The organism is Paracoccaceae bacterium Fryx2 (genome assembly GCA_032334235.1).
Classification (GTDB): domain Bacteria; phylum Pseudomonadota; class Alphaproteobacteria; order Rhodobacterales; family Rhodobacteraceae; genus JAVSGI01.
The window spans coordinates 1,389,616-1,412,292 of sequence record JAVSGI010000003.1; the positions used below are offsets into that span (position 1 = coordinate 1,389,616).

Here is a 22,677-nt window from a genome sequence, read left to right on the forward strand (position 1 = left end):
TGAGACAGTGAACTGGCATTGGGGATGCAACGATGGCGCAGATGGGTTTTTTCGATCTTTCGGACCGTTACGCGAGCCTCGATGCCAAAAGGGATCCGCTGGTCGAAATTGATGCCGTCGTGCCGTGGGAGGAGTTTCGTCCGGCTCTTGAGCGGGTCTGGCGCAAGCCTGTTGCGGATCGCAAGTCCCGCGCGGGGCGCAAGCCGATAGATGCGGTGCTGATGTTCAAGACGCTGGTTCTGAGCGCGCTTTACAACCTGTCGGATGATCAGATCGAATATCAGGTCCGCGACCGGCTTTCCTTTATGCGCTTCCTGGGGTTGGGCCTTGGTGACCGGGTGCCCGACGCCAAGACGGTGTGGCTGTATCGCGATGCGCTGGCGCAGGCCGGCAAGGTGGAGGAGTTGTTCGGGTTGTTTGACGGTCATTTGGCGCGGCGGGGCTACATTGCGCGCGGCGGTCAGATCCTGGACGCCTCCATCGTGCCGGTGCCGCGCAATCACAACACGCGCGATGAAAACGCAACGATCAAGAAGGGCGAGGTCCCCGAGGATTGGGCTGATAAGCCAGCGAAACGGGTGCAAAAGGATGTGGACGCACGTTGGACGAAAAAGCACGGCAAGAGCCACTACGGCTACAAGAACCATGTGAATGTGGACCGCACGCATAAGCTGGTCCGGCGCTACCACGTCACCGACGCCGCTGTGCATGACAGCCAGGCAGTGGATCATCTGCTGATGCAGGGCAACACCGGGTCTGGCGTGTGGGCGGATGCTGCTTATCGGTCCGAGGAGATGGAGGCCAAACTCCGCGCCTTAAAACTGAAAAGCCACATCCACCGCAAGGGCAATCGGGGCAAGCCGCTGACCGACCAGGCCAAGGGCAGCAACCGCACCAAATCCACCGTGCGGGTCCGGGTTGAGCACATCTTCGGCGCGCAGGCCAACGACATGGGCGGCACCCTGGTGCGCACCATCGGCTTGGTGCGGGCGAAGGCCAAAGTCGGCATGAAGAATCTCGCCTACAACATGCGCCGCCTCGGCCAACTGGGTCGCATCAACCCGCACCCAGCCTGAAAACGGTCGGCCAAGGACGCAGATCGCCCCGCGCATCGCTAAAAACGGCCCTGAACCGAAGGTCCGCGAGGCGAAATGGGCGGCAGATCATAAAAACCAAGGCAACAATCGGTCAGCTGAAGGTCGCTGCCGCGCTTCGGGCAGAACCTGCTATGCCGTTGCCGCGAAAACAGTCAAAAATCGAGGTGCCCATATGTGTGATCAGCATCAGTCGGCCAATGCTTTTGAAAATCGTCGAGAAATTGCGGCCAATCCGGCAGAAGCCCATGCACCTCGAAATAGCGCAGGGGAAACGAGAACGCGTGATCGATCCCAACGATGGTCGGAATGTCTTCTACCAAGCGCTCCACAAGCCACTCGGCAATGCCGCGCCGCGTCCAGTACTTCTTCGGCGATGGCGGCGGAGCAACTTCCTGAGGCGTTTCTTGCCCCTCGGCCATATAGACGCGCAAGCCCTTGAGACTGGAATTGGCAGTTTCGGCACCCGAATAATCGATGCCGATCGTTCTGACGAAGGGGGGCTGCTTCGTATTCATGACGCGCCGTAGCTCAGTTCGATCAGGGCTTTAGCCCTGTCCAAATCTTCGGCTTTCGACAGGGTGATTTCGAGATCGCCAGTGCCGAAATGGCCAAGGCTGGACACATCGCGCGTAAAGCCATGTTCAAGTTGAACTGTCGCAGGATCGACTTTCACAAAAATCAGTATCTTACCTGCCGTGGGACGAAATTCCACGCAGGCGAAGTTCTTGATCCGCTTGAACGCGATGTATAACCGGAGGGTTGTTTCCTGCACATCATCGCCCAGCGCGGTCAGGTACGCTCGTAGCGCCTCGAACCTGTCTATCATGGCGGCATCCAATTCTGCCATGACAGTGCTGATCGTTTTGTACTTTCCAGGCACGGTCACCGAACCATTGCCTGTCCCCCCTGGGCCCGCCGATCCTTTCACAGACGTGGCGGCCACCAGATCAAGCATCAGCAGATCGCCCCCGAAACGGCGATATCGGATCAGCTCGATATTGCGCTGGATTTGCTTGACCGCATGATCGTCATAGCGGTTGAAATCCCCTGCGATGCAGATCAGGCGTGGGGCGGACCAGTCGACGGCATCGGCCGCGTCTTTGCCGAGCTTTTCTAGCACAAGCCACTGAAAATCCTTGCGATGGTCCATGAGCCAATCGAGGTAAAACAGTCCCTGATTGATCACGTTCTCATTTGAGGCCCGCTTATACTCAAGGATTACTGGGCAGCCGTTTTCATCGAGGCCCAATGTGTCGATCCGGCCGCCGTGCGTCGTGGTGAATTCACTGGCAAGAAATCGAACGCCCAGCAATGGCTCAAGGTTACCCTCGAACAGCATCTGAACCGACTTTTCGACTGTATCTGTCGTACCAGCCAGTTCGCTGACTGCACCGGCGGCGATGCGAAAAAGCTTGATATCACTCATTCTGCATCACCCGATCTACTGCTGACCAACCCGCTCAACCAATTGAGCGGTCTTGGGGTCGTAACTGAAATTGATGATCGTCCGGTCTCTGATGCGCTCAACGGCCTCGTCAATCACGAAAAGCGGCACCATGAACCATTCTCGCGGCACGACGGGACGACCGAAGCGGTCAAGGATCTCCACATCGAACCTGGCGGGCTCGAATATTCTGTGGATCAGATTTTCAAGCTTGGTTCGATTGATGTTGAAGAGCTCATAGGTGGCAACCACTTCGACGTCCGCCAACAGAAAGGTCGGCTGGAGTCGCGCTCCAGCGATACGCTGCTTTACACCAGTATTGGTCACCCCAATCTTGTGGACGAGGTCGCGGTTTGCAGCCACCATCGGGTGATCGGATTTGCTACGCAGAACATAGATCGTACCGCTTGCCTCGTCCCCCTCTTGCGGCTGGTCCGCAAAAAGTGGTCCTGCGACCGGCTCTGTAATTCGCCGCCCGGCATCATCTTTATTCAAAGCGCGCTGAAGAGAGCGCATGAGCATATTGCTCTCTGTTCCATTGTCAAAAATCACACGCAGTCGCGCGTCGGTTCTGCCTTGGGCAGTGATCTCGATCTCACCCATCTCGGCGACATAGGCCTTCTGACCGCCGACGATAAAGAAGCGGCCTGCCTTGATTTCTGCTTTCAATTCGAACGGGCGCGCCGATCGTGCCCCCTGATCCAAATCCTTTTGTACCTGCTCGAACAGAGGCTTGAAGCTGGCGAAGTCCTCACAGCGTTCGCGATTGGCAATTTCTTCGGCCGCACGTTTCTCAAAACTCGACCGGACGTGACGAAGTTCCGTTATTTCTGACAGATCGTCGTCAACACCCAGTTCAGCCAGCAACGCATCATCATCCATATCATCCACATCGTCTTTTGCTGCCAACGCAAGAGCGTTCAACAAACCCTGATGATCGAGAGGCTCGACAAGGCCACGGCACTCGGGCAGCTGACAAATCCGGTCCAACCGAACCGCATAGAGACGCTCGAAGATATCATGCTCATCGCCGTGTCGCGGGGCGTGGCCCTGCTCTTCCGCAAAGCGCTGAATGTCTTCGAAACCTGCGATGATCCGCTCTTGCTGCGGCGTGCGTGCGCCGACCCGCTTGGCCTCGACCTCAACGCCAAGTTCGGCCAGCAATGCGTCATCGTCGTCAGTAAAATCAGCCATTTGCAGCTTCAGCCTTCATGCGGGCAAGGAATGCGACACCTTCTGCCATACGCTTTTCCCAGGCGTCCATCGAGGTAATTGACGGCAGCCGCCCGCGCTCTTGCTTAAATTTCAGGGCGCGTTTGGCAAGATCGCGCGCCTCTTCTGGCGTCAGGTTCACCTTTTTGGCCGAAATCACAGCCGCAACACGCTTGAGGCTTTCTTCGCTCATCGTCTTGGCCAGAATGGCGTAGGCCTCGCCGAACGGGTTGATGCGATCAATCAAGTCGATGTCCAGATCGCGGACATTCATGAACTTCCGGACACCGTCGATCAGGGCCGTGCTGCCGGTCTTTTCGGCATCGCCGCCAGATAAAGCCAACTCCTTGGCCTTCTGCGTCAGGTTCAGCGCCGCAACGGCATGCTGCCGTATCGCTTCCTGATCGTGGTCGTCCAGTTGCGGGTATTTATCCTTCACGATCTTGCCCATGCGAACTTGCGTCAGTTCTTCAGGCACCATTTCAGAATCGAAAAGACCACGCTCGATCGTGGTCTTGTCTTGGACAAAGGCGGTGATCACCTCGTTCAGGTCTTGGGTGCAGATGCGATGGGCAAAATCGCTTTTGGGCTCTGCCAGGCCCTTGATCTCGATCTGGAACTTGCCGCTGGTTGGATTGAAGCCGACATTGCATTTGGTCGGATCGTGGCTCTGTTGCACAAATCGGGTGACAGACAGATCTCCCCTTTCCCTGGACAGACTCATCCCACGGCTTCAGTGACGGGTATACCGAGCGCCGTGAAGCCGTTCAGCACGGCTACACGGACCTGAAACTCGGCGACCTGACGGTCAAAGTCCCGCGCCATGAGGCGCTGACCCAGCAATTTGACGCAGTGCATCTTCGTCTCGACGCGGCTTCGGCGGTGATAACCGCTCCATCGTCGCCAGATGGTTCGGCCGAAGCGTTTCGACGCGCGTAGGGCTTCGTTGCGGGCGATTGCCCCGGGGGTGTCGGGCTTCCATGGCTTGGCGTTCTTGCGGGGCGGAATGATGGCGGCCGCACCGCGGGCGGCGATGGCGTCGTGACACTTGCGTGTGTCGAAGGCGCCATCAGCGGTGACGCTGGCGATCTCCTGATCGGGCGGGATCTGGTCGAGCAGTTCGGGCAGCATCGGCGCGTCACCGACATCGCTGGTGGTGAACTCGGCTGCGCGGATTTCCAGTGTTTTCTCGTCTATCCCGATGTGAATCTTGCGCCAGACCCGACGTTTGGTGCCGCCGTGCTTGCGCGCATTCCATTCACCTTCGCCTTCAACCTTGATCCCGGTGCTATCGATCAGAAGATGCAGCGGGCCTTGCGAGCCGCGGTGGGGGATGTTGACCTTCAGGGTCTTCTGGCGACGGCTCAGCGTGCTGAAATTGGGCACAGCCCAATCCAAATCGATGAGCCCCAGCAGGCTTTCGACGAAGCCAGTCGTCTGTCTGAGCGCCATGCCAAACAACACCTTGATGGTCAGGCAGGTCTGGATCGCGGCATCGCTATAGTCAGGCTGTCGGCCGCGCTTACCTGTCGGCGCAGCCTCCCAGATCATGGCGGTATCAAACCAGATCGTCAGCGAGCCGCGGCGCTTCAGCGCTTCGTTATAGGCGGGCCAGTTCCTGGTCTTGTAGGCGGGGGGTATGGGTCTGCTCATGCCGTCCAGCTACCACGCTGGATTCACAAGATGAATCCCTCACGGGATTTGTGCAACAGAGCCATTGTGGCTGGCCAAATTTGCCCACTTGAACGAGGTATGCGCAAAGGAGATTTCATGGCCGGTTCGAAAAATCAGGGGCCAAAGGATCGGAACTTGCTGACCCTGACAAATCGAGTTTGTCGACACGAAAGCTGAGACCGACTTTGTGTGCTTCCCAAAGTCTGCAGCCTTCATGAACCACCCAGCTACATAGTCGAGTGACTTCCAGCCCTTGATCCGCCCGTCGAAGATTGCCCCGAGCTCTGATTTTTGCTCGTCCGTGAGCCATTTGCTGCCCAGATACGGCGGGTTCCCGCAGATATAGGTCTCCCCACCCTCATTCTCGAAATCGATCTGTGCCTGATCCAGTGGTGTGTGGAACAGGTCCTCGGCCACGAACTTCACCCCTGTCCCGGTGGGCGGGCAGATCGACAGCCAGTCTAGCCGCAGGGCGTTGCCTTGTGTGATCCAGTTCTGCGCGTTCAACGGCAGGAACTCGGCCCGCGCCTGCACCGCGCCGCGATAGGTCACGTCGCACTGAAACTCGGCGATGATCAGCGCCAGACGGGCGATTTCGGCGGCAAAGTCGCGCAGCTCGATTCCGCGGAAGTTGGTTTTGGGGATATCGGTCTTGCGATCTGCCTCGCCCCGGCGCTGGTTGATCACAGCTTCTATCGCCCGCATCTCCTTATAGGCGATGACCAGAAAGTTGCCCGATCCGCAGGCGGGGTCGAACACCCTGATCTTGGCCATCCGGTTGCGCAGGTTCAGCAGCTTGCGGGGGTTGTCGGCAGCCTCCTCCAGCTGGACGCGCAGATCATCCAGAAACAGCGGGTTCAGCACCTTCAGGATGTTCGGCACGGATGTGTAGTGCATGCCCAGTGCGGACCGCTCGCCCTCATCCGCGACGGCTTGGATCATCGAGCCGAAGATGTCGGGGTTGATCTTGGTCCAGTCGAGGTTGCCGATGTGAAGCAGGTAGCTGCGCGCAATCTTGGAAAAGCTGGGAACGTCGGTGTCGCCCGAGAACAGGCCGCCGTTCACATAGGGAAGGGCGTTGGCCCAGTTGCGGAGATCGGCGGTGGGGCGGGCGGGTAGTGCTGTGTTCATCGCGCGGAAGATTTCGCTGATCACCCAATTGGTGTTGGCGCTGCCCGGGTCACTGAACTGGCTAACCGTGGTGGTGAACAGGGCTTCGCCGTTGAAGATGCCAGTGTCTTCGGCGAAAAAGCAAAAGATCAGCCGTGCCATGAAGTGGTTCATGTCGTGGCGGCGCGCCTCGGTGCCCCATTCGGGGTTGTCCTTCAGCAGTTCGACATAAAGCCGGTTCAGGCGGCCGGTCGCCTTGATATCAAAGGCGCTTTCCCGGATTTGCTTGACGGTGGTGATGCCTGCAAGCGGCAGGAAGAAGCCGAAGTGGTCGTGGAAATCAGGATAGGCGCAGGCGATGGGGGCGTCGTCGGAAGTGAGGTCTTCGGCCTCCAGCGTTTCGCCATCGGTGGCAAGGATGAAGCGGGCCTTACCCTTGGTCGTGGCCGGGCTTACGCGAAGGGCGGCGATGGTGGCCGAGGTTTGGCCGGGCGCGCAGGTGCCAATGTGGATATTGTTGGTCTGCAGCACGCCGCCAAGGTCGGATTTGTTCGACACACCTGTGCGCAGACGCTTGAGGGTGGTTTCCTTGTTCCCGAAGGCCTCAAGGAACTGGAAGGGAAACTCCTGCCGCTCAAAGGGTTTCTCGGCCAGTTCAGAAATGGCCTGTTCAATTTCGACAGCGTTCATACGGAATTCCAGGGATTAATGATGTCACCGCCGCAGCCTTCGAAATCTTTGACATTGCGCGTGGCGATGGCCGCATTGCAGGCAAGGGCGATTGCGGCGATCTGGCAGTCGGCGTCCATGATCGGCTTGCCTGTGCCGCGGCGGGCGGCCGCGATCTCCGCATAGCATCGCGCGGCTGGGCTGTCGAAAGGCAGAATGCGGCCTGCAAAGTCCTGATCGATCATCGCACCGATCGCGCCGACAAGCCGATCGCGCCGCTGCCCAGCGGGCAGGATAGCAGCGCCAGTGCGCAATTCGGCCTCGCTCACCGCAGTCAAGAACAGCGTGTCGGCGGCATGACCGGCGAACCATGCCAGGACAGCAGGGTCCGGCTTGGCGCGCATGAGTTCAGAAACGACATTAGTGTCGATAATGATCATGCGTCACTCAAAGTCCGGCGAGGCGCGCATTGGCGTCCGGGCTGGCAGTGCCAGATCAATGCCGCCCAGCGCTGCAAAACGCTGGTGGATGGACTGGCCAAGGTTCTTTGGGGCGCTGGGCTGGCCGACGACCTGCCGCAAAATATCGCGTGCCTCCTCCTCCATCGATCGGCCATGCTCGGCCGCCCGCACACGCAAGCGGTGCTTCACATCATCGTCGAGGTTTCGAATCGTAATGCTGGCCATCGGGTTCCCTCCTCTGCGTAAAGGGGAAGGTAGGCAGTGATTGCACTGCTATCAAGCGCCTTCTAATCAATGTGGCGCTTTGTTTAAGTCCCAACCACTTTCAGCCGCGGCTTCAGCATCTCGCCCACAGCGTTCACCCCGGCCCGCAGCGGCGAGTCGATCAGATGCGCATAGCGTTGGGTGGTGCCGATCTGGGTGTGGCCAAGCAGCCGCCCAATCATTTCAAGCGAGGCCCCACCGGAGACCAGCAAGGAGGCGAAGGTATGGCGCAAATCGTGGATGCGCACATCGGGGATTTCAGCTTGGACACGCATCCTCTCCCAGAAGCGCTTGAGGTCAACCACCGGTTGGCCCGGCACATCGCCGGGGAAGAGGAAGGGGCAGCCCTTGGGCACGGCATCGCCGCGCAGACGGATCAGGGCGACGGCCTCATGCGAGATCGGCACCCGGTGGACACGGCGCTGCTTGGTGTAGGCGGCCTGCTTGGTCCAGATCGCCAAGTCGAGATTGAACTGATCGAAAGTGGCGGTGCGGGCCTCGCCGCAGCGGGCGCCGGTCAGCATGCAGAGGCGGATGATCCCGGCGGCGCGCTGATCGGGATCGGCGCACAGCGCATCGGCCAGGCGTTGGATTTCGTCGAAAGAGAGGAACCGCTCGCGGGCGGTTTCGGGGCGCTTGCGGAAACTGGTCGCCGGGTTGTCGGTTCGCATTTTCCACGTCACAGCGAGGCTGAACATTTTGCGCAGCACCTCTCCCACACGATTTGCGCGCACTGGCGTCGGCTTGAAGGTCTTTGGCGGAGATTTTGGTGCAGGGCACCTCTATAAATTGCCCCATCCCCCGCACTTCGGTATGGTGAGACAGTGAACTGGCATTGGGGATGCAACGATGGCGCAGATGGGTTTTTTCGATCTTTCGGACCGTTACGCGAGCCTCGATGCCAAAAGGGATCCGCTGGTCGAAATTGATGCCGTCGTGCCGTGGGAGGAGTTTCGTCCGGCTCTTGAGCGGGTCTGGCGCAAGCCTGTTGCGGATCGCAAGTCCCGCGCGGGGCGCAAGCCGATAGATGCGGTGCTGATGTTCAAGACGCTGGTTCTGAGCGCGCTTTACAACCTGTCGGATGATCAGATCGAATATCAGGTCCGCGACCGGCTTTCCTTTATGCGCTTCCTGGGGTTGGGCCTTGGTGACCGGGTGCCCGACGCCAAGACGGTGTGGCTGTATCGCGATGCGCTGGCGCAGGCCGGCAAGGTGGAGGAGTTGTTCGGGTTGTTTGACGGTCATTTGGCGCGGCGGGGCTACATTGCGCGCGGCGGTCAGATCCTGGACGCCTCCATCGTGCCGGTGCCGCGCAATCACAACACGCGCGATGAAAACGCAACGATCAAGAAGGGCGAGGTCCCCGAGGATTGGGCTGATAAGCCAGCGAAACGGGTGCAAAAGGATGTGGACGCACGTTGGACGAAAAAGCACGGCAAGAGCCACTACGGCTACAAGAACCATGTGAATGTGGACCGCACGCATAAGCTGGTCCGGCGCTACCACGTCACCGACGCCGCTGTGCATGACAGCCAGGCAGTGGATCATCTGCTGATGCAGGGCAACACCGGGTCTGGCGTGTGGGCGGATGCTGCTTATCGGTCCGAGGAGATGGAGGCCAAACTCCGCGCCTTAAAACTGAAAAGCCACATCCACCGCAAGGGCAATCGGGGCAAGCCGCTGACCGACCAGGCCAAGGGCAGCAACCGCACCAAATCCACCGTGCGGGTCCGGGTTGAGCACATCTTCGGCGCGCAGGCCAACGACATGGGCGGCACCCTGGTGCGCACCATCGGCTTGGTGCGGGCGAAGGCCAAAGTCGGCATGAAGAATCTCGCCTACAACATGCGCCGCCTCGGCCAACTGGGTCGCATCAACCCGCACCCAGCCTGAAAACGGTCGGCCAAGGACGCAGATCGCCCCGCGCATCGCTAAAAACGGCCCTGAACCGAAGGTCCGCGAGGCGAAATGGGCGGCAGATCATAAAAACCAAGGCAACAATCGGTCAGCTGAAGGTCGCTGCCGCGCTTCGGGCAGAACCTGCTATGCCGTTGCCGCGAAAACAGTCAAAAATCGAGGTGCCCTGCAGATCGTTTTGATTTGAACGCCCGGGGCACAGCGATCGGCTTGACGGGCTTCTTCCAGACCCGCGGCCGCCCCGCCGCGACCTTGATCAGCAGCCTGTCGACATCGGTTGGCGTGATGTCGGCCACTTTGCGCGATCGCCAGTCGGGCAAGACCAGCGTTCTGAGCATGCTGGCCTGATCCTTAGCGCTGGATGCGGAGAGTTTCGGCAGATGTTCATCTATGTACCGTTCGACCAGTTCCTCAACGGTTGGCGCGTGCCGGGCATTTGTTCGGACATCCATGGGATCTTCACCGCGGTCGATGTCACGCTTGAGGCGCTTCGCTTCCTCGCGGGCGGCAACGACCGACCAACTGGGCCAAGTGCCGATCGTCATGCGTCGTTGCCGCCCGGCGGCGCGGTAGATCAGGATGAACCCCTTGCGGCCCGACAGGAACACGCAAAGGCCGAAGCCCGCGCAATCCTCGTCGAACACCACGTACTTACGCGTGCCGATTTCGGCAGCCTTTACAACTCGTTCCGTCAAATGTGTGGCCATATCGGTTCCCCTTTTCGCACCGACTGAGCGTAGAGAATCGGCAAAGAGCAACCTGCTCCACACAAGGCACCGGCAGAGAGGCGGAAACCGGCAGAAACAAACCGGCAATTCTGCCGGTCGTTTTGCGGCGTGGGAAGAATCAGGTTTGGGTCGGGTTCAGTTCCTGCCAGATCGCCTTGATCCGGCGTCGGATCGTGCTCTCGTCGGGGGCCCCCCCGTCGTCGGAATTGGCGATGAACCATTCCTGCATCTCAATCACTAAGTCACGCTGCTGCAATGGAAATCCGCCCGTGTAGATGCGTTTGAACAGGGCCATGTGAAAGCCTTCCCAGTCGTACCTCCCCGGTGCGCCGGGCCCTGCATTGCGGGTCCGACCGATCCCATTTGCTTCCTCGAAGCGATCGATTTCGCGGGCTGTGATCATGATGTCCGCCGCAGTCAGCCGCACGCCACACACTGGATCGGTGATCAGCTTGAACGTGTCTGAACCGTTTGGGCGAGCTTGTCTCAGGTAGACCTTCCTCTCGGCTTTACCGAACGGGCGGAACAACGGGCGCACATCCGAGGCCTAAACCACCAGCAGCCCCGCGGCCGGTTCGTCACCAAAAAGGATCGGCGAAAACCCCGCGACAAGGTCAAGTTCACCCGAAATTGCCCAATTCACAACCGCGGTCTGGGTGCACCCCCACCGACCTGCAACATCAAGAATTGAATAGAAATACTGCGCCGGAAACGCCATGCCTGCCTCCTGTTACGACCCCCAATTTGACCCAGGCTTCAAAGCAAACGAAACCTGCCCCCGACCTCTCGGCGGCGGTGATCATCTGGCGATTCTAGTTGTGAACTGCTCTCCCCGAAGCTGTCAGAAATCCCCTTTTGTTCATATCAAATTCATCGGTCGAAACTCTCAAAAGCTGTGGATAACGGGACCGGCAGAATTGCCGGTTTGTTTCTGCCGGTTTCTGCCTCTTTGCCGGTGCCTTGCCTGTGCTTGTCTCGACTCACTGATTTCAGCGCACCGATCAGGGGGCGCTGGGCATGGAGAAAAGATATGCAGAACATTGGCTTGAAGGAAACCGACGATGCGGTGCCAGAGGCGGACACCGGCCTTCTGATCGGCTGGCTGGACCGGGCCGACCTTGCCCGGGAGCTGACCCTGTCGGTCGATACACTGCAGCGTTGGGAGACCCGCCGCATGGGCCCGCCCTGCGTCCGTGTGGGGCGTAAAGTGATCTACCGCATGGAAGCTGTTCGCGACTGGCTGCGCGAGCAGGAGGCCCGCAAGGCGTTGACCAGCCGCGCTGTGGCCGCACGGCGCTGAGGGGGCAATCATGGCACAAATTATCCCTATCGGCACAATCACGGTCACCGCCCTGATCGCCGAGGCCCAGCGCGAGCTGGAGATGCGCAAGCAGGTCTACTGGGCCAACGTCCGAGCAGGCACGATGCGCCAGGCGGATGCCGACAAGCGCATCGCCCTGATGGCGGCGATTGTGAAACGCCTCACAGCGACGGCTGCGCTATGAGCGTCCAGGCCATCACATGGGCGCTGGATTGTCCGGCGGGCAGCGTCACCGAAAAGGTGATCCTGTTGGTGCTGGCAAATTATGCCAACGAATACGGCATCAGTTGGCCATCGCAAAAGACTCTCGCTGATCAAACCGCGCTGGGCGAGCGGACGGTGCGCCGGGTACTGTCCGACATGGACATCCGCGGCGTGATCCGGCGCATTCCCCGCCGCCGCGGCAATGGCAGCCGCCAGTCCGACATGATCCTGCTGACCGCGTTTGAGGGTCGCAAACCAGCCCCGCCGGGCATGCTCGACGACGATGCAGAGCCCAACAATTCGGGCGCTTTCAAGCAACCGGCCAATGGCGACAAGCGGCCAGTTTGGCCGCCTGACAACCGGCCACTGTGGCCCCACCCCCCGGCCACAGTGGCCGCCCTTGATACTTCACTGATACTAAAAAGCGCTTCGCATCTAAGCGAACCAGATCCTCGAATGGCTTGTCTTGCAGTTTCAGGTCCCGGTCTGGACAGGGACGCCGAGGCCAGCAGCATCACGGCTTTCGAGATCACCCGCTGGATTGAGGCGGGCTGCGATCTGACGCTCGACATCCTGCCGGTGATCGCCGCGAAAACCCGCGATGCACGACCTGCCCCGATCCGTGGCTGGTCGTTCTTCACCCCTGCCATTCTGGAAGCCAAAGCCCGCCGCCAAATGCCCCTGCCCCAAACGAAGGAAATTGCTGATGAACACGCAAGCGCCCCACGAAAAGCCAAGCTCCACAAATCCACTGCCCGCGATAGCAGCACTGCCTGGAATGCCGCTGTTGAAAAAGCTGATCGGGCACGGGCCGCGCAGACCGACCCCAACGCCTGACGAGATCGCGCTGATCCAGCCCGTGACCAAGCTGCTGGCAGCGTCCCTGACCCCCGCCAAGCCCGCACGCGCGGCGCAACTGATCACCCGACTGATTGGGCATTACCCGCAGCAGGCGCTGAGTGACGATATCCGCGCAGGGATTGCCGAAGACTGGCTTGAGGATCTGGCGCATCTGCCCGAGGACGTGATTGATGCGGCCTGCGCGGGCTGGCGGCGGGCCGAAAATAAATTCGCACCGACGCCCGGCCAGTTGCTGGCCATCGCCAACCCAATCGTCACCATCCGCCGGTTTCTGGCCCAGCAGGGGGCGCAGATCACCGGCCTGCCCGAGGCCAAGGCAACGCAGCCAGCAGTTCGGAGGGAGGCGCCATGACCCTGACCGCCCGCGACATCGAGGATCGCTTTGAGGAGGCCGCCTACACCCTGCGGCGCCTGCCCGAGGCGGACCGGCCCCGCGGCTATGGCTCGTCCTGGCCGCCGGTGGTGCAGGAGGCCAAGCATGCCTACGGCTACACCCCCGAGGCCCCGATGCGGGTGATCCCCAGTGCTGCCGCGATCAGCCGGATGGAGGAATGCTTTGACTGGCTGATGCTGGTCAATCCCGAGGATGCCCGCATCATCTGGCTCCGGGCAGACGGCATGCGCTGGCGGCAAGTCTGCTACCGCGCCGGAGTTGTGCGATCGACTGCTTGGCGGCGCTGGGCGGCCGCACTTTTGACGATTGCAAAGAAGCTGAATTCAGCAGCGAAAACAGAGCGCAAGCTGAAGCTGCCGGAGCCACCCGTCCCGACACCCGGCGCAATCCCGCGTGAAAGCGTGTCGAACACGCAGGATAACCCGCAAAACACGTTGAACTTCAGGCGAGACATTTCTTCCGGTTCTGAGGCATAAAAGCGATAGGCTGGTGGAACATATGGGCGACAGATCGACCGCTTCCCCAAGCCCTTATCAGGCGCTGCCCCTCGCTCCCCCGGCCTTGGTTCCACCCTGGCTGGACCTGTATGCGGGGGGCAGAGGCGCGGTAAGTCTCTAGCGTCAAACATTTTTTCTGGGTTCGCACCTTTGGGTGCGCGGTTCGCAGGTGCGCACCCTGCGTCTGAGTGCGCGCCCGCAATCTGATCAACACCGCAGCCGCCCTGCCCACTCTTCCCTCCCGTCCTCGCCCCTCCAAGGAACCGCCCGTCACCGGCGGTTCCGACCCCGCCCCACCTTATCCGGCCCGGTGTTCATCACCGGGCCTTTTTCCATGTCCGGAGTCCTCCCATGAGCCACGCCGCCACCAACTGGGCCATCCAGCAGCGCGGGCTGAAGCCTGCCACCAAGATCGTGCTGTGGTTCCTCTGCGACCGCCACAACCCGGATTTCGGCTGTTTCCCGACGCAGGCCCGGCTGGCCGAGGATGCGGAAATGTCCATCTCTGCCCTGAACGATCATTTGGCGACGCTAGAGAAATTGGGGCTGATCCACCGTATCCGCACCCAAAATCCGCGCACGCACCGCCGCCAGCCTACCCGTTACCTCCTGGGGTTCGAGCAGGGATTCCCGCAAAACCCACCTCCGGAAAGCGGAGAAGGCTTTGTTGAAAACATGGAAGAAAACGACGACCCGTCTCCGGAATCGCCAGATGGGGCCATCTCCGGATTTCCGGGGGTTCCATCTCCGGATTTTCCCCAAAGCCATCTCCGGAATCCGGAGTATAACCTTGTAAGGGAACCTTTAACTAAACCTGTAAAGGAGGAGGAGGACGCGCAAGCGCGCGAGATCGATTTTGATCATTTTTTCTCAGAGCTTCTGACCGCGCTGGGCCTCGATCCGACCGGCACCCTGCCCGCCTGGTGGCAGGGTTGGCCAGCCAAAACCCATGTGCGACGTTGGATCGACGACCTCGGCCTCAATGAAGACCGGATCGTCGAGACCGCAACCGAAACCCGGAGGGACCACCCTGCCCCGCCAGACGGTCCCAAGGCACTGGACCGGGCGATGGAACGTGCGGCCAAGCGCGATGACCAAGTCGCGGCAACCTCCCCGAAGGCCCCGACCGGCAAACGCCAGCCCAAACGCACAGAGGGCGAACGACCCAGCGCCGATGAACTCGCGGCCTTTTACGCAGACATGGTCAACTCCGACCGCTACATGCCCGCCAACACGATTAGCAACACAATCCGCGACGCAATGCTATCACGCGGGCTCGTCACGCCGGAACGGTTGCGGGCGCGGGGTGTGCATTGAGCCAATCCTGAACGTCGAACAGTCCGGCGGGTGCTGCGGACGGACCATCTCGGCACCTTTGGCCAAGGGAAGCGCCACACATTCAGTGCAACATTTCCTCCAGCCCCAACGCAACGAACGCCGCCTTCATCGCCGGATCAAACCCCGGATCGATCCGCGCCGGGCCATAGCCGTGCGCCCGGTTCCACCCATCGATCTCGCGCAGTTCTGCGGCAAATTCTTCGGGCGACGCAGCCGCCTTCAAGGTCGTGTCACCCTCACAATAGCTGAAAATAATCAACCGGGTCGGGTTGGCCCATGTCCCGAAATATGACGCGTCCTGAGCCGTATCGACCTGCGCCCAGCCCTTCTCGTAGCTGCAGAGCCCGAAATCTGTTGCGCGACAACCATCTTGGCCGGTGCCGACAACCACCTTGGCCGGTGGGGCTGAACGGAAGACGGGCATGCCCGTCTGGAGGGCAGCCCCACCGGCTTGATTGATTTCGGGGAAGGTGCTGGTCGCTGCGGGTTGGTAAGCCGGGTTCCTCTGCCGTCAAACGGAGGATCCGGGTTGGCCTACAAACCCATCAACGACCAGCAATTGAGATTATACATGTCCGACCTCCGATATCACAGTCAGCGCACGTCGGCCGCCCGCGCCGGGTTCAGTGAGCGCACGGCCCGACGGTTCGATGCCGATCCGACGCTGCCCTCGAACCGCAAGATCGTTCACGGGCGCACGGTGGCCGATCCCCTCGAAGGCTTTTGGGAGGGCGACATCCTTCCCTTGCTGGAGAGGGACAGCGCCTTGCAGGCCGTCACCCTGCTGCGCCACCTTCAGGGCCTGCACCCGCTGGCCTTCCCCGATGACCGGATCCGGCGCACCCTGGAACGGCGGGTGCGGCAGTGGCGGGCGCTGAACGGACCCGAGCGCGACATCATCTTCCGCCAGACGCCGGAGCCGGGCCGCATGGCCCAGTCCGACTTCACTCATGCCGAGGAGCTGGAGGTGACGATCGCGGGCCAGCTATTCCCGCATCTGCTCTACCACTTCGTCATGGTCTACAGCCGGTGGGAGCATGTCGGGGTGGTCCTGGGCGGGGAGAGCTTCACGGCCTTGGCCGAGAACCTGCAGCAGGCGCTCTGGTCGCTCGGCGGGGCACCACAGGAGCATCGCACCGACAGCCTCTCGGCCGCTTTCCGCAACCTGACGGCTGACCAGCGCCAGGATATCACCACGCGCTACAATGCCTTCGTCGGCCATTACGGCATGGAGGCCAGTCGCAACAACCGCGGGGAAGCTCATGAGAACGGCGCGGTGGAATCCCAGAACCGGCACCTGAAGAAGGCCATCGAACAGGCGCTGATCCTGCGCGGCAGCCGCGACTTCGCCAGCATTGAGGACTACCGCCGCTTCATCGACATTCTGGTGGCACGGCGCAACCGGCAGCGGGCGGCGGCCACGCAGGTGGAACGGGCGCATCTGAAGCCCCTGCCGCGCCGGCGCACCACCGACTTTACAGAGACCGTGGTTCCGGTCACCCGCACCAGCGGCTTTCTGGTCAAGAGCATCTTCTACAGCGCCCCGTCGCAGCTGATCGGGCAGCGCTTGCGGGTCCACCTTTACGACGATCGCCTTGAGGCCTTTCTCGGCAGCACCCTGGTCGTCAGCCATACAAGGGCGCGAGGTCGCGGCGATGGCCATCGCGTGCATGTCATCAACTACCATCACGTCATCCATGCGCTGCGGCGCAAACCGCAAGCCCTGTGGAGTTCGATCTACCGCGACAGCCTGTTCCCGCGAACCGAATACGCTGAGGCCTGGAAGGTGCTGCAGCGCGATCTGCCCCGCCGCGACGCCTGCCGCCGCATGGTCGACCTGCTGTTCATCGCCCACGACCGGGCCTGCGAGGCGGAACTGGCACATCTGCTGGCAGCAGAATTGGACGCGGGCCGGGTGCCCGATCCCGGACCTCTGGCATCCTGCCTGAACCCGCGGCAAACGGCGCTGCCGAGAGATGTTGCCGTCGCCCATCCCTCGCTCGACAGCTTCGATGCCCTTCTGGGAGCCTGCGCATGACCTCCCGCGAGATCGACATCCACACGCTGCCCGGCATGCTGACCGCGCTGCGCCTGCCCAGCTTCCACAAACTCTGGACCGAGATTGCCACCCGCGCCGATGCCGAAGGCTGGCCCGCTGCCCGCTTTCTGGCTGTCCTCGCGGAATACGAGCTGGCCGAACGCGACATGCGCCGCATTCAGCGCCACATGAACGAGGCACAGCTACCGGCTGGCAAGACGCTGGCGACCTTCGACTTCAAGGCGCTGCCAACCCTGCCGCGCGCCCGGATCGAGGCCTTGGCGGCCGGCGACTGGCTGGAGGGTGGCGGCAATCTGATCGCCATCGGCAATTCCGGCACGGGCAAGACGCACATTCTCTGCGCGATAGGCCATGCCCTGATCGAGCGGGGACACCGCGTGTTCTATACCCGCACCAGCGATCTGGTGCAGCGACTTCAGGCCGCCCGCCGCGATCTGGTGCTCGAAGCCGCGCTCGCCAAGCTCGACAAGTTCGACCTGATCATCCTCGACGACATCACCTACGCCCACAAGGATCAGGCCGAAACCGGCGTGCTCTTCGAACTGATCGCCCGGCGCTACGAATACCGCAGCATCGCCATCGCCGCCAACCAGCCCTTCAGCGGCTGGGACCAGATCTTCCCGGACAAGGCGATGACCGTCGCCGCCATCGACCGGCTGGTTCATCACGCAGCGATCCTGGAGATGAATGCCGAAAGCTTCCGCCAGCGCGCGGCCGCCTCCAACAAAGAGGCGCTGAGCAGACCGCCAACGACAACCATCGCCGACAACAAGGACAAAGGAGAAGGCTGAGCGAAAAACAATTCCAGATACGCCAACCCAGCGGCCTAAAACCGGCCAACGTGGTTGACGGTCACGGACATGCTGGTTGACGCGCTACAAAATCATAGACGTAGCGATCGCCGGGGCAGAATTCGTGGGTGATCTTCATGCTGGCACCTGCGCGCGGGCAGTAATGGCGATTACGCAAAGGTCGCGGTAGCGGGCCATGGCCTTGGGGCTGGACGAGACCGGATTGATCTCGAAAGCCTGCAGGGCGGCGATGTCGCCTGCCTCGGCCAAGGCTACGATCTGGGCCAGCTTGGCGCGGAAGCGGGCGTGGGTCGGTTTGGAAAAATCCGGCGCGGGCGGCAGCGCGCCGGTTTGAGCCTGATCGCGGATGGCTTGCCGCTTGCCGACAACCGGGGCGGGCGCGGCCTTCGGTTCGTCGACGGGCGCCGGAACTGGCTCACCCGCAGAATCGGGGTTGCCGTATTCCAGCACCAAGGTCAGTCGGGCCTCGGCCTGATCGAAGGTATCGGCCGTCAGGATCGACGTAAACGCAAGGGCGGCGCGCTCGGCGCCGATCCTTGCCGCCAGCAAGCGGGCGAAGTTGTCGCCCGCCTTCTTTGCGCTGGCGGCCGGTTCGATCGGGGTTTCGGAAATGCGCTGGGCAAGCGTGTCGATCTGCGCGGCGGTGAGGGCCTTGGTTTTCATGGGTTCGTTCCTTCAGGCGTTGGTGATGTGGGCGCAAAGCCCGAGGGTTGTGACCGCGTAGATCATGGTGCGGCCGTCGCCGATCGCGGTGCCGTAAGCCTGCGCCTCGGGCAGGGTCGCGAATTGCGCGCGCGTGCGAGTGGCGGGCGTCCGGCCGCGGGCGGCGACAAAGTGCGCGGCGTTCTTGAGGCAGAATTCTTCGTGGTTCGTCAGAGGCTTGGTTGCGATCTTCATGGCGGTCTCCGTTGCGTTGCAATGGCTGCAGACAGCGCACGGTCCCAAAAGAGAGCAACTCCTAAGTCACTGAAAATATGAGGTTTCGGTCAGAAAGGGAGTGCCCCGGCGAAGCTATGCCGCGCAGCGCGGGGTCTCGGAGGCGGCGGCGCGCAAGGCGATCGCAACCAAGCGCATTGCCACAGTGCCCGAGGGCAGGATTGATACCGCAAAGGCAGATCCCGAATAGCGCGCGCAGACTGATCCGGCCAAACGCCGCGCGGCCTCCCGCCCGCTTAAGCCTTTATCAAGAAGGCCCCGGAAGCGGTCTCGAATAGCGGCAGACAGGCGCCTTCCGAAAGAGGGCTCTGTTGCACAAATCCCGTGAGGGATTCATCTTGTGAATCCAGCGTGGTAGCTGGACGGCATGAGCAGACCCATACCCCCCGCCTACAAGACCAGGAACTGGCCCGCCTATAACGAAGCGCTGAAGCGCCGCGGCTCGCTGACGATCTGGTTTGATACCGCCATGATCTGGGAGGCTGCGCCGACAGGTAAGCGCGGCCGACAGCCTGACTATAGCGATGCCGCGATCCAGACCTGCCTGACCATCAAGGTGTTGTTTGGCATGGCGCTCAGACAGACGACTGGCTTCGTCGAAAGCCTGCTGGGGCTCATCGATTTGGATTGGGCTGTGCCCAATTTCAGCACGCTGAGCCGTCGCCAGAAGACCCTGAAGGTCAACATCCCCCACCGCGGCTCGCAAGGCCCGCTGCATCTTCTGATCGATAGCACCGGGATCAAGGTTGAAGGCGAAGGTGAATGGAATGCGCGCAAGCACGGCGGCACCAAACGTCGGGTCTGGCGCAAGATTCACATCGGGATAGACGAGAAAACACTGGAAATCCGCGCAGCCGAGTTCACCACCAGCGATGTCGGTGACGCGCCGATGCTGCCCGAACTGCTCGACCAGATCCCGCCCGATCAGGAGATCGCCAGCGTCACCGCTGATGGCGCCTTCGACACACGCAAGTGTCACGACGCCATCGCCGCCCGCGGTGCGGCCGCCATCATTCCGCCCCGCAAGAACGCCAAGCCATGGAAGCCCGACACCCCCGGGGCAATCGCCCGCAACGAAGCCCTACGCGCGTCGAAACGCTTCGGCCGAACCATCTGGCGACGATGGAGCGGTTATCACCGCCGAAGCCGCGTCGAGACGAAGATGCACTGCGTCAAATTGCTGGGTCAGCGCCTCATGGCGCGGGACTTTGACCGTCAGGTCGCCGAGTTTCAGGTCCGTGTAGCCGTGCTGAACGGCTTCACGGCGCTCGGTATACCCGTCACTGAAGCCGTGGGATGAGTCTGTCCAGGGAAAGGGGAGATCTGTCTGTCACCCGATTTGTGCAACAGAGCCCCGAAAGAGTGATCCTCCAGAACAGGAGGAATCGCAAACCAAGCCTCTTGGGAATCGCTCTCGGCCCAACAAAACCTTGAAGCGCGTTAAACAGGACCGACGGTTGATGTTCCGAAAACAGATGGGTCAGCAAAGTTGCAGCTGACTTTCCATCTTATTCGGGCTGGTCTTTGCCCGACATCAAGGCGCATTGCGCTCTGACGGATCGCGAGCGAACGCGGCGGGTTGGTCTGCGCTGCCGACCTCACGCTGACGGCGGGCCGCCAGCGCCCACCACGCCAGTTGCGCGAAGGTGCGGCCAAGGTATCCATCCCACTGGGCAGCGTCGACATCCGTTTCGTAACCACCCGCTTCATTGAGCACTTCCTGCGCCTTGGGAAGATGGATCATCGCCGAAACCGGAAGACAGCCCAACTCCGACAGGTACGTGCGCATGTTCACCGCAGCCCGCGCCCCGCCCCATTGGCCAGCGGAATAGGTCACGATTGCGCTTGGCTTGTAGGAATAGAGAGAACTGCCGAAGTGGTTCAGCAGATGCGCAAGGGCCGGGCTCATGGAGTGGTTGTATTCTGGGCTGACCATCACATAGCCATCGGCCGCGTCGATCTTCCGTGCCAGTTCCTCAAGGGCTTCGGGCGCTTTACCCTTCGCATAGGAAAAATGCGGCTTGAACGATCCGGACAGGTCGATGTCGAGTGGGTCGATCAGAACGGCCTCATGGCCGTCGGCCGCAAGCCTAGCTACACAGGCCCGTGCCACGCGCAAGCCCAACCGGGCCGGGCGCGGCGGTGAGGTGTCGCGGATCGACCCGAGGAAAACGAGCAGGGTCAACGGCATGGACACCCTCCCTTGCAAAGGCTCATGCAAAATGCCCCCAAAAGCCGGACTTGCGGCCATGGTCCCGGCGCAAGCGGGCGACATAGTTCGCATGAGGTTCGACCGTCCCGAAGTCCTCGATCTGGCTGGCCAACGCTTCACACTCTGCAAGGTGCCGTGCTGCATGCTGATAGCGGCTCGATCTTCCGGCGTTCAGCGTGAAGTCGATCATCGCCCGCAATGCCAGCGAGGCGGCCAGCGGATAGCGCGCCAACAGTGCTTCGGCGGCCGGGGTCAGGATTTCGTAGCGGTCACCGTCCAACTCGTCGAACCGGTGCTGGACCAACTGCGCCGCCCGGCCCAGCGCGGGCCAGTGGATCAGGAAATGCAGTGCCGAAAGGGGCTCAGGGTAGGCAATGGCATGGGCCATAGCCTGCTCCTGGGCCTCGACATCGTCGAAATCCGCAAGGCGCTTCAGATAGGCGCGCAGATGATCAGGGGCGAGGCTGCGGTGAAAGCACTCCAACCGGAACACTTGCGCCTCGTCCGACCGGCCTAGCGCTTCCAGCACATCCAGCCTGGCCGCCTGCCATTCCTCGGGCACCCAAGCGCGATCGCGAAACTCGGCCCGCTCCAGAAACCCCAACGCGTCCCCTGCCCGGCCAGCGGCCAGCAACCGCACCGCAATCTCCGCAGCGATCTTCGGCACCTTGCGCGTGGCGGGATCGTATTGGGCGATGAAGGCGTCCACGTCGCCCATTGCATCGGCAATGTCCTTCAGCGCCATCCGCACCAGGCTTTGCCGGGCGCGTTCTTCCATCTGATGCGCATAGGTGGCGCCGCCGCTGCCATAGCCCACCGCCTCCCATTCTCCCTTCGGCGGCACGGGAACCGGGGTCGCCGCCAGCGCCTCGATGCGCCCCTTGAGATGGGCAAGCCCCTCGGCCCCCAGTGCCGGGGTCAGGATGGCGATGAGGCCGTCATACTGGCCGTAGCCATTGTCGCGCAAAGCCTCGACTGCCGCATCGGCCAACGCCTCGGGAGGCGTTCCGGCTGCAAGTGCGATCTCGCCCAACAGCTCGCAGGCATCGTGAAACACGCCGATGACAATGCCGCTGCTGTCGTCGCAGCGCTCGAACAGAGGCGTGGCGACCTGCATGAAACGCCAGGTCAGCGTAAGCGCCTCGTTCGGGTCCGCGGGTGCGATCTGCTCCTTGATCGCACGCAGCTGGCTTTCCAGATCAGTGACCAGCGGCTTGCGGTTATGCCAGTTCACGAAATTGCGCGCCCGCGCGATGCTGGTCAGACGTTTTGCCACCTCTCGCGCTGCCTCTTTCGGGCTTTGCGCGCCCGCAAGTTCCAGCCGCAGCCGCCGCTTGGCCACCGCCGATCCGGTGCTGATTTCGATCAGCAGTTCTGCCAGGCGCTCTGCACCCAGCGTCTCGAGGTTTTTTGCATTCAGGGTGGTCTTCGATGCCATTGGAAATCCGTGTCAATTCGGGCCCACAC

Annotated in this window: 27 protein-coding genes and 1 pseudogene; 11 read left to right on the top strand and 17 right to left on the bottom strand. The window is 61.5% G+C overall.

Annotation, left to right across the window (positions count from 1 at the left end; translation table 11 throughout):
* Positions 1-32 precede the first annotated feature (32 nt).
* The gene (locus tag RNZ50_07825; protein ID MDT8854927.1) at positions 33-1,076 is read left to right on the top strand and encodes an IS5 family transposase; all 1,044 of its coding nucleotides are present in this window, start codon (positions 33-35) and stop codon (positions 1,074-1,076) included.
* A 173-nt stretch (positions 1,077-1,249) separates the two neighbouring features.
* Here RNZ50_07825 and RNZ50_07830 read toward each other — a convergent pair whose 3' ends face one another.
* The 9 genes and pseudogenes from RNZ50_07830 to RNZ50_07870 all read right to left on the bottom strand — a co-directional run bounded on the left by RNZ50_07830 (position 1,250) and on the right by RNZ50_07870 (position 8,677).
* A complete protein-coding gene (locus RNZ50_07830; protein MDT8854928.1) occupies positions 1,250-1,612 on the bottom strand; it encodes a hypothetical protein in 363 nt (120 codons plus the stop codon).
* Positions 1,609-2,523, bottom strand: coding sequence for a DUF5655 domain-containing protein (locus RNZ50_07835; protein MDT8854929.1), 915 nt, complete (start codon positions 2,521-2,523; stop codon positions 1,609-1,611). Before RNZ50_07835 ends, RNZ50_07830 begins: the two co-directional genes overlap by 4 nt.
* A 15-nt stretch (positions 2,524-2,538) precedes the next feature.
* A complete protein-coding gene (locus RNZ50_07840) occupies positions 2,539-3,735 on the bottom strand; it encodes a GIY-YIG nuclease family protein (protein ID MDT8854930.1) in 1,197 nt (398 codons plus the stop codon).
* Positions 3,728-4,477, bottom strand: a complete 750-nt coding sequence (locus RNZ50_07845) for a pseudomurein-binding repeat-containing protein (protein ID MDT8854931.1) — start codon at positions 4,475-4,477, stop codon at positions 3,728-3,730. The genes RNZ50_07840 and RNZ50_07845 overlap by 8 nt, the downstream gene beginning before the upstream one ends.
* The gene (locus RNZ50_07850) at positions 4,474-5,406 is read right to left on the bottom strand and encodes an IS5 family transposase (GenBank protein ID MDT8854932.1); all 933 of its coding nucleotides are present in this window, start codon (positions 5,404-5,406) and stop codon (positions 4,474-4,476) included. The genes RNZ50_07845 and RNZ50_07850 overlap by 4 nt, the downstream gene beginning before the upstream one ends.
* Before the next feature lie 39 nt (positions 5,407-5,445).
* Positions 5,446-7,227 (bottom strand): DNA methyltransferase, encoded by a 1,782-nt coding sequence (locus tag RNZ50_07855; protein ID MDT8854933.1) that lies wholly within the window; start codon positions 7,225-7,227, stop codon positions 5,446-5,448.
* Complete coding sequence (locus RNZ50_07860; protein ID MDT8854934.1) at positions 7,224-7,646, bottom strand: type II toxin-antitoxin system VapC family toxin; 423 nt, start codon at positions 7,644-7,646, stop codon at positions 7,224-7,226. The genes RNZ50_07855 and RNZ50_07860 overlap by 4 nt, the downstream gene beginning before the upstream one ends.
* A gap of 3 nt (positions 7,647-7,649) precedes the next feature.
* Entirely contained in the window at positions 7,650-7,892 is a 243-nt protein-coding gene (locus RNZ50_07865) for a plasmid stabilization protein (protein ID MDT8854935.1), read from the bottom strand.
* An 83-nt stretch (positions 7,893-7,975) separates the two neighbouring features.
* Positions 7,976-8,677: pseudogene (locus RNZ50_07870) on the bottom strand (site-specific integrase).
* A gap of 103 nt (positions 8,678-8,780) precedes the next feature.
* On the opposite strand from RNZ50_07870, the gene RNZ50_07875 reads away from it, so the two are divergent.
* Positions 8,781-9,824 carry an IS5 family transposase gene (locus tag RNZ50_07875; protein ID MDT8854936.1) on the top strand — a complete coding sequence of 348 codons (1,044 nt, stop codon included), beginning with the start codon at positions 8,781-8,783 and terminating at the stop codon, positions 9,822-9,824.
* 173 nt (positions 9,825-9,997) lie between these two features.
* Here RNZ50_07875 and RNZ50_07880 read toward each other — a convergent pair whose 3' ends face one another.
* From RNZ50_07880 to RNZ50_07890, 3 genes are all read right to left on the bottom strand, one after another.
* Complete coding sequence (locus RNZ50_07880; protein ID MDT8854937.1) at positions 9,998-10,555, bottom strand: integrase arm-type DNA-binding domain-containing protein; 558 nt, start codon at positions 10,553-10,555, stop codon at positions 9,998-10,000.
* 139 nt (positions 10,556-10,694) lie between these two features.
* Positions 10,695-11,105: a hypothetical protein gene (locus tag RNZ50_07885; GenBank protein MDT8854938.1), complete on the bottom strand. Its 411-nt coding sequence runs from the start codon at positions 11,103-11,105 to the stop codon at positions 10,695-10,697.
* A gap of 18 nt (positions 11,106-11,123) precedes the next feature.
* Positions 11,124-11,294 (bottom strand): hypothetical protein, encoded by a 171-nt coding sequence (locus RNZ50_07890; protein MDT8854939.1) that lies wholly within the window; start codon positions 11,292-11,294, stop codon positions 11,124-11,126.
* 312 nt (positions 11,295-11,606) lie between these two features.
* Between RNZ50_07890 and RNZ50_07895 the strand changes: the two genes are divergently transcribed.
* From RNZ50_07895 to RNZ50_07920, 6 genes are all read left to right on the top strand, one after another.
* Positions 11,607-11,876, top strand: coding sequence for a transcriptional regulator (locus tag RNZ50_07895; protein MDT8854940.1), 270 nt, complete (start codon positions 11,607-11,609; stop codon positions 11,874-11,876).
* A 10-nt stretch (positions 11,877-11,886) separates the two neighbouring features.
* Positions 11,887-12,081, top strand: coding sequence for a hypothetical protein (locus RNZ50_07900; protein MDT8854941.1), 195 nt, complete (start codon positions 11,887-11,889; stop codon positions 12,079-12,081).
* On the top strand, positions 12,078-12,938 hold the full coding sequence (locus tag RNZ50_07905) for a helix-turn-helix domain-containing protein (protein MDT8854942.1): 861 nt from the start codon (positions 12,078-12,080) through the stop codon (positions 12,936-12,938). The genes RNZ50_07900 and RNZ50_07905 overlap by 4 nt, the downstream gene beginning before the upstream one ends.
* Positions 12,889-13,314, top strand: coding sequence for a hypothetical protein (locus tag RNZ50_07910; protein MDT8854943.1), 426 nt, complete (start codon positions 12,889-12,891; stop codon positions 13,312-13,314). Before RNZ50_07905 ends, RNZ50_07910 begins: the two co-directional genes overlap by 50 nt.
* Positions 13,311-13,832 (top strand): DUF6362 family protein, encoded by a 522-nt coding sequence (locus tag RNZ50_07915; GenBank protein ID MDT8854944.1) that lies wholly within the window; start codon positions 13,311-13,313, stop codon positions 13,830-13,832. Before RNZ50_07910 ends, RNZ50_07915 begins: the two co-directional genes overlap by 4 nt.
* A 372-nt stretch (positions 13,833-14,204) precedes the next feature.
* Entirely contained in the window at positions 14,205-15,170 is a 966-nt protein-coding gene (locus tag RNZ50_07920; protein ID MDT8854945.1) for a helix-turn-helix domain-containing protein, read from the top strand.
* Positions 15,171-15,252: 82 nt separating this feature from the next.
* Here the strand turns inward: RNZ50_07920 and RNZ50_07925 are convergent, their stop codons facing one another.
* The gene (locus RNZ50_07925) at positions 15,253-15,615 is read right to left on the bottom strand and encodes a hypothetical protein (protein ID MDT8854946.1); all 363 of its coding nucleotides are present in this window, start codon (positions 15,613-15,615) and stop codon (positions 15,253-15,255) included.
* A 105-nt stretch (positions 15,616-15,720) separates the two neighbouring features.
* Between RNZ50_07925 and istA the strand changes: the two genes are divergently transcribed.
* The gene (istA, locus tag RNZ50_07930; protein ID MDT8854947.1) at positions 15,721-17,229 is read left to right on the top strand and encodes an IS21 family transposase; all 1,509 of its coding nucleotides are present in this window, start codon (positions 15,721-15,723) and stop codon (positions 17,227-17,229) included.
* A complete protein-coding gene (gene istB, locus RNZ50_07935; protein MDT8854948.1) occupies positions 17,226-18,041 on the top strand; it encodes an IS21-like element helper ATPase IstB in 816 nt (271 codons plus the stop codon). The genes istA and istB overlap by 4 nt, the downstream gene beginning before the upstream one ends.
* Positions 18,042-18,176: 135 nt before the next feature.
* On the opposite strand, the gene RNZ50_07940 is transcribed toward istB, so the two are convergent.
* The gene (locus RNZ50_07940) at positions 18,177-18,725 is read right to left on the bottom strand and encodes a hypothetical protein (GenBank protein ID MDT8854949.1); all 549 of its coding nucleotides are present in this window, start codon (positions 18,723-18,725) and stop codon (positions 18,177-18,179) included.
* Between the two features lie 12 nt (positions 18,726-18,737).
* The gene (locus tag RNZ50_07945) at positions 18,738-18,959 is read right to left on the bottom strand and encodes a hypothetical protein (protein MDT8854950.1); all 222 of its coding nucleotides are present in this window, start codon (positions 18,957-18,959) and stop codon (positions 18,738-18,740) included.
* Between the two features lie 406 nt (positions 18,960-19,365).
* Here RNZ50_07945 and RNZ50_07950 point away from each other — a divergent pair, with 406 nt between their 5' ends.
* Positions 19,366-20,298, top strand: coding sequence for an IS5 family transposase (locus tag RNZ50_07950; protein ID MDT8854951.1), 933 nt, complete (start codon positions 19,366-19,368; stop codon positions 20,296-20,298).
* Between the two features lie 234 nt (positions 20,299-20,532).
* Here RNZ50_07950 and RNZ50_07955 read toward each other — a convergent pair whose 3' ends face one another.
* Both RNZ50_07955 and RNZ50_07960 read right to left on the bottom strand, forming a co-directional pair.
* Positions 20,533-21,189 carry an NAD(P)H-dependent oxidoreductase gene (locus RNZ50_07955; protein MDT8854952.1) on the bottom strand — a complete coding sequence of 219 codons (657 nt, stop codon included), beginning with the start codon at positions 21,187-21,189 and terminating at the stop codon, positions 20,533-20,535.
* A 22-nt stretch (positions 21,190-21,211) separates the two neighbouring features.
* A complete protein-coding gene (locus tag RNZ50_07960) occupies positions 21,212-22,648 on the bottom strand; it encodes a hypothetical protein (protein MDT8854953.1) in 1,437 nt (478 codons plus the stop codon).
* Positions 22,649-22,677: the final 29 nt, after the last annotated feature.

What these genes read in the sequence shown, in the direction of transcription:
- RNZ50_07825 (MDT8854927.1), top strand. Translation starts at nt 33, where the DNA reads ATGGCGCAGATGGGTTTTTTCGATCTTTCGGACCGTTACGCGAGCCTC.
- RNZ50_07830 (MDT8854928.1), bottom strand. Translation starts at nt 1,612, where the DNA reads ATGAATACGAAGCAGCCCCCCTTCGTCAGAACGATCGGCATCGATTAT.
- RNZ50_07835 (MDT8854929.1), bottom strand. Translation starts at nt 2,523, where the DNA reads ATGAGTGATATCAAGCTTTTTCGCATCGCCGCCGGTGCAGTCAGCGAA.
- RNZ50_07840 (MDT8854930.1), bottom strand. Translation starts at nt 3,735, where the DNA reads ATGGCTGATTTTACTGACGACGATGACGCATTGCTGGCCGAACTTGGC.
- RNZ50_07845 (MDT8854931.1), bottom strand. Translation starts at nt 4,477, where the DNA reads ATGAGTCTGTCCAGGGAAAGGGGAGATCTGTCTGTCACCCGATTTGTG.
- RNZ50_07850 (MDT8854932.1), bottom strand. Translation starts at nt 5,406, where the DNA reads ATGAGCAGACCCATACCCCCCGCCTACAAGACCAGGAACTGGCCCGCC.
- RNZ50_07855 (MDT8854933.1), bottom strand. Translation starts at nt 7,227, where the DNA reads ATGAACGCTGTCGAAATTGAACAGGCCATTTCTGAACTGGCCGAGAAA.
- RNZ50_07860 (MDT8854934.1), bottom strand. Translation starts at nt 7,646, where the DNA reads ATGATCATTATCGACACTAATGTCGTTTCTGAACTCATGCGCGCCAAG.
- RNZ50_07865 (MDT8854935.1), bottom strand. Translation starts at nt 7,892, where the DNA reads ATGGCCAGCATTACGATTCGAAACCTCGACGATGATGTGAAGCACCGC.
- RNZ50_07875 (MDT8854936.1), top strand. Translation starts at nt 8,781, where the DNA reads ATGGCGCAGATGGGTTTTTTCGATCTTTCGGACCGTTACGCGAGCCTC.
- RNZ50_07880 (MDT8854937.1), bottom strand. Translation starts at nt 10,555, where the DNA reads ATGGCCACACATTTGACGGAACGAGTTGTAAAGGCTGCCGAAATCGGC.
- RNZ50_07890 (MDT8854939.1), bottom strand. Translation starts at nt 11,294, where the DNA reads ATGGCGTTTCCGGCGCAGTATTTCTATTCAATTCTTGATGTTGCAGGT.
- RNZ50_07895 (MDT8854940.1), top strand. Translation starts at nt 11,607, where the DNA reads ATGCAGAACATTGGCTTGAAGGAAACCGACGATGCGGTGCCAGAGGCG.
- RNZ50_07900 (MDT8854941.1), top strand. Translation starts at nt 11,887, where the DNA reads ATGGCACAAATTATCCCTATCGGCACAATCACGGTCACCGCCCTGATC.
- RNZ50_07905 (MDT8854942.1), top strand. Translation starts at nt 12,078, where the DNA reads ATGAGCGTCCAGGCCATCACATGGGCGCTGGATTGTCCGGCGGGCAGC.
- RNZ50_07915 (MDT8854944.1), top strand. Translation starts at nt 13,311, where the DNA reads ATGACCCTGACCGCCCGCGACATCGAGGATCGCTTTGAGGAGGCCGCC.
- RNZ50_07920 (MDT8854945.1), top strand. Translation starts at nt 14,205, where the DNA reads ATGAGCCACGCCGCCACCAACTGGGCCATCCAGCAGCGCGGGCTGAAG.
- RNZ50_07925 (MDT8854946.1), bottom strand. Translation starts at nt 15,615, where the DNA reads ATGCCCGTCTTCCGTTCAGCCCCACCGGCCAAGGTGGTTGTCGGCACC.
- istB (MDT8854948.1), top strand. Translation starts at nt 17,226, where the DNA reads ATGACCTCCCGCGAGATCGACATCCACACGCTGCCCGGCATGCTGACC.
- RNZ50_07940 (MDT8854949.1), bottom strand. Translation starts at nt 18,725, where the DNA reads ATGAAAACCAAGGCCCTCACCGCCGCGCAGATCGACACGCTTGCCCAG.
- RNZ50_07945 (MDT8854950.1), bottom strand. Translation starts at nt 18,959, where the DNA reads ATGAAGATCGCAACCAAGCCTCTGACGAACCACGAAGAATTCTGCCTC.
- RNZ50_07950 (MDT8854951.1), top strand. Translation starts at nt 19,366, where the DNA reads ATGAGCAGACCCATACCCCCCGCCTACAAGACCAGGAACTGGCCCGCC.
- RNZ50_07955 (MDT8854952.1), bottom strand. Translation starts at nt 21,189, where the DNA reads ATGCCGTTGACCCTGCTCGTTTTCCTCGGGTCGATCCGCGACACCTCA.
- RNZ50_07960 (MDT8854953.1), bottom strand. Translation starts at nt 22,648, where the DNA reads ATGGCATCGAAGACCACCCTGAATGCAAAAAACCTCGAGACGCTGGGT.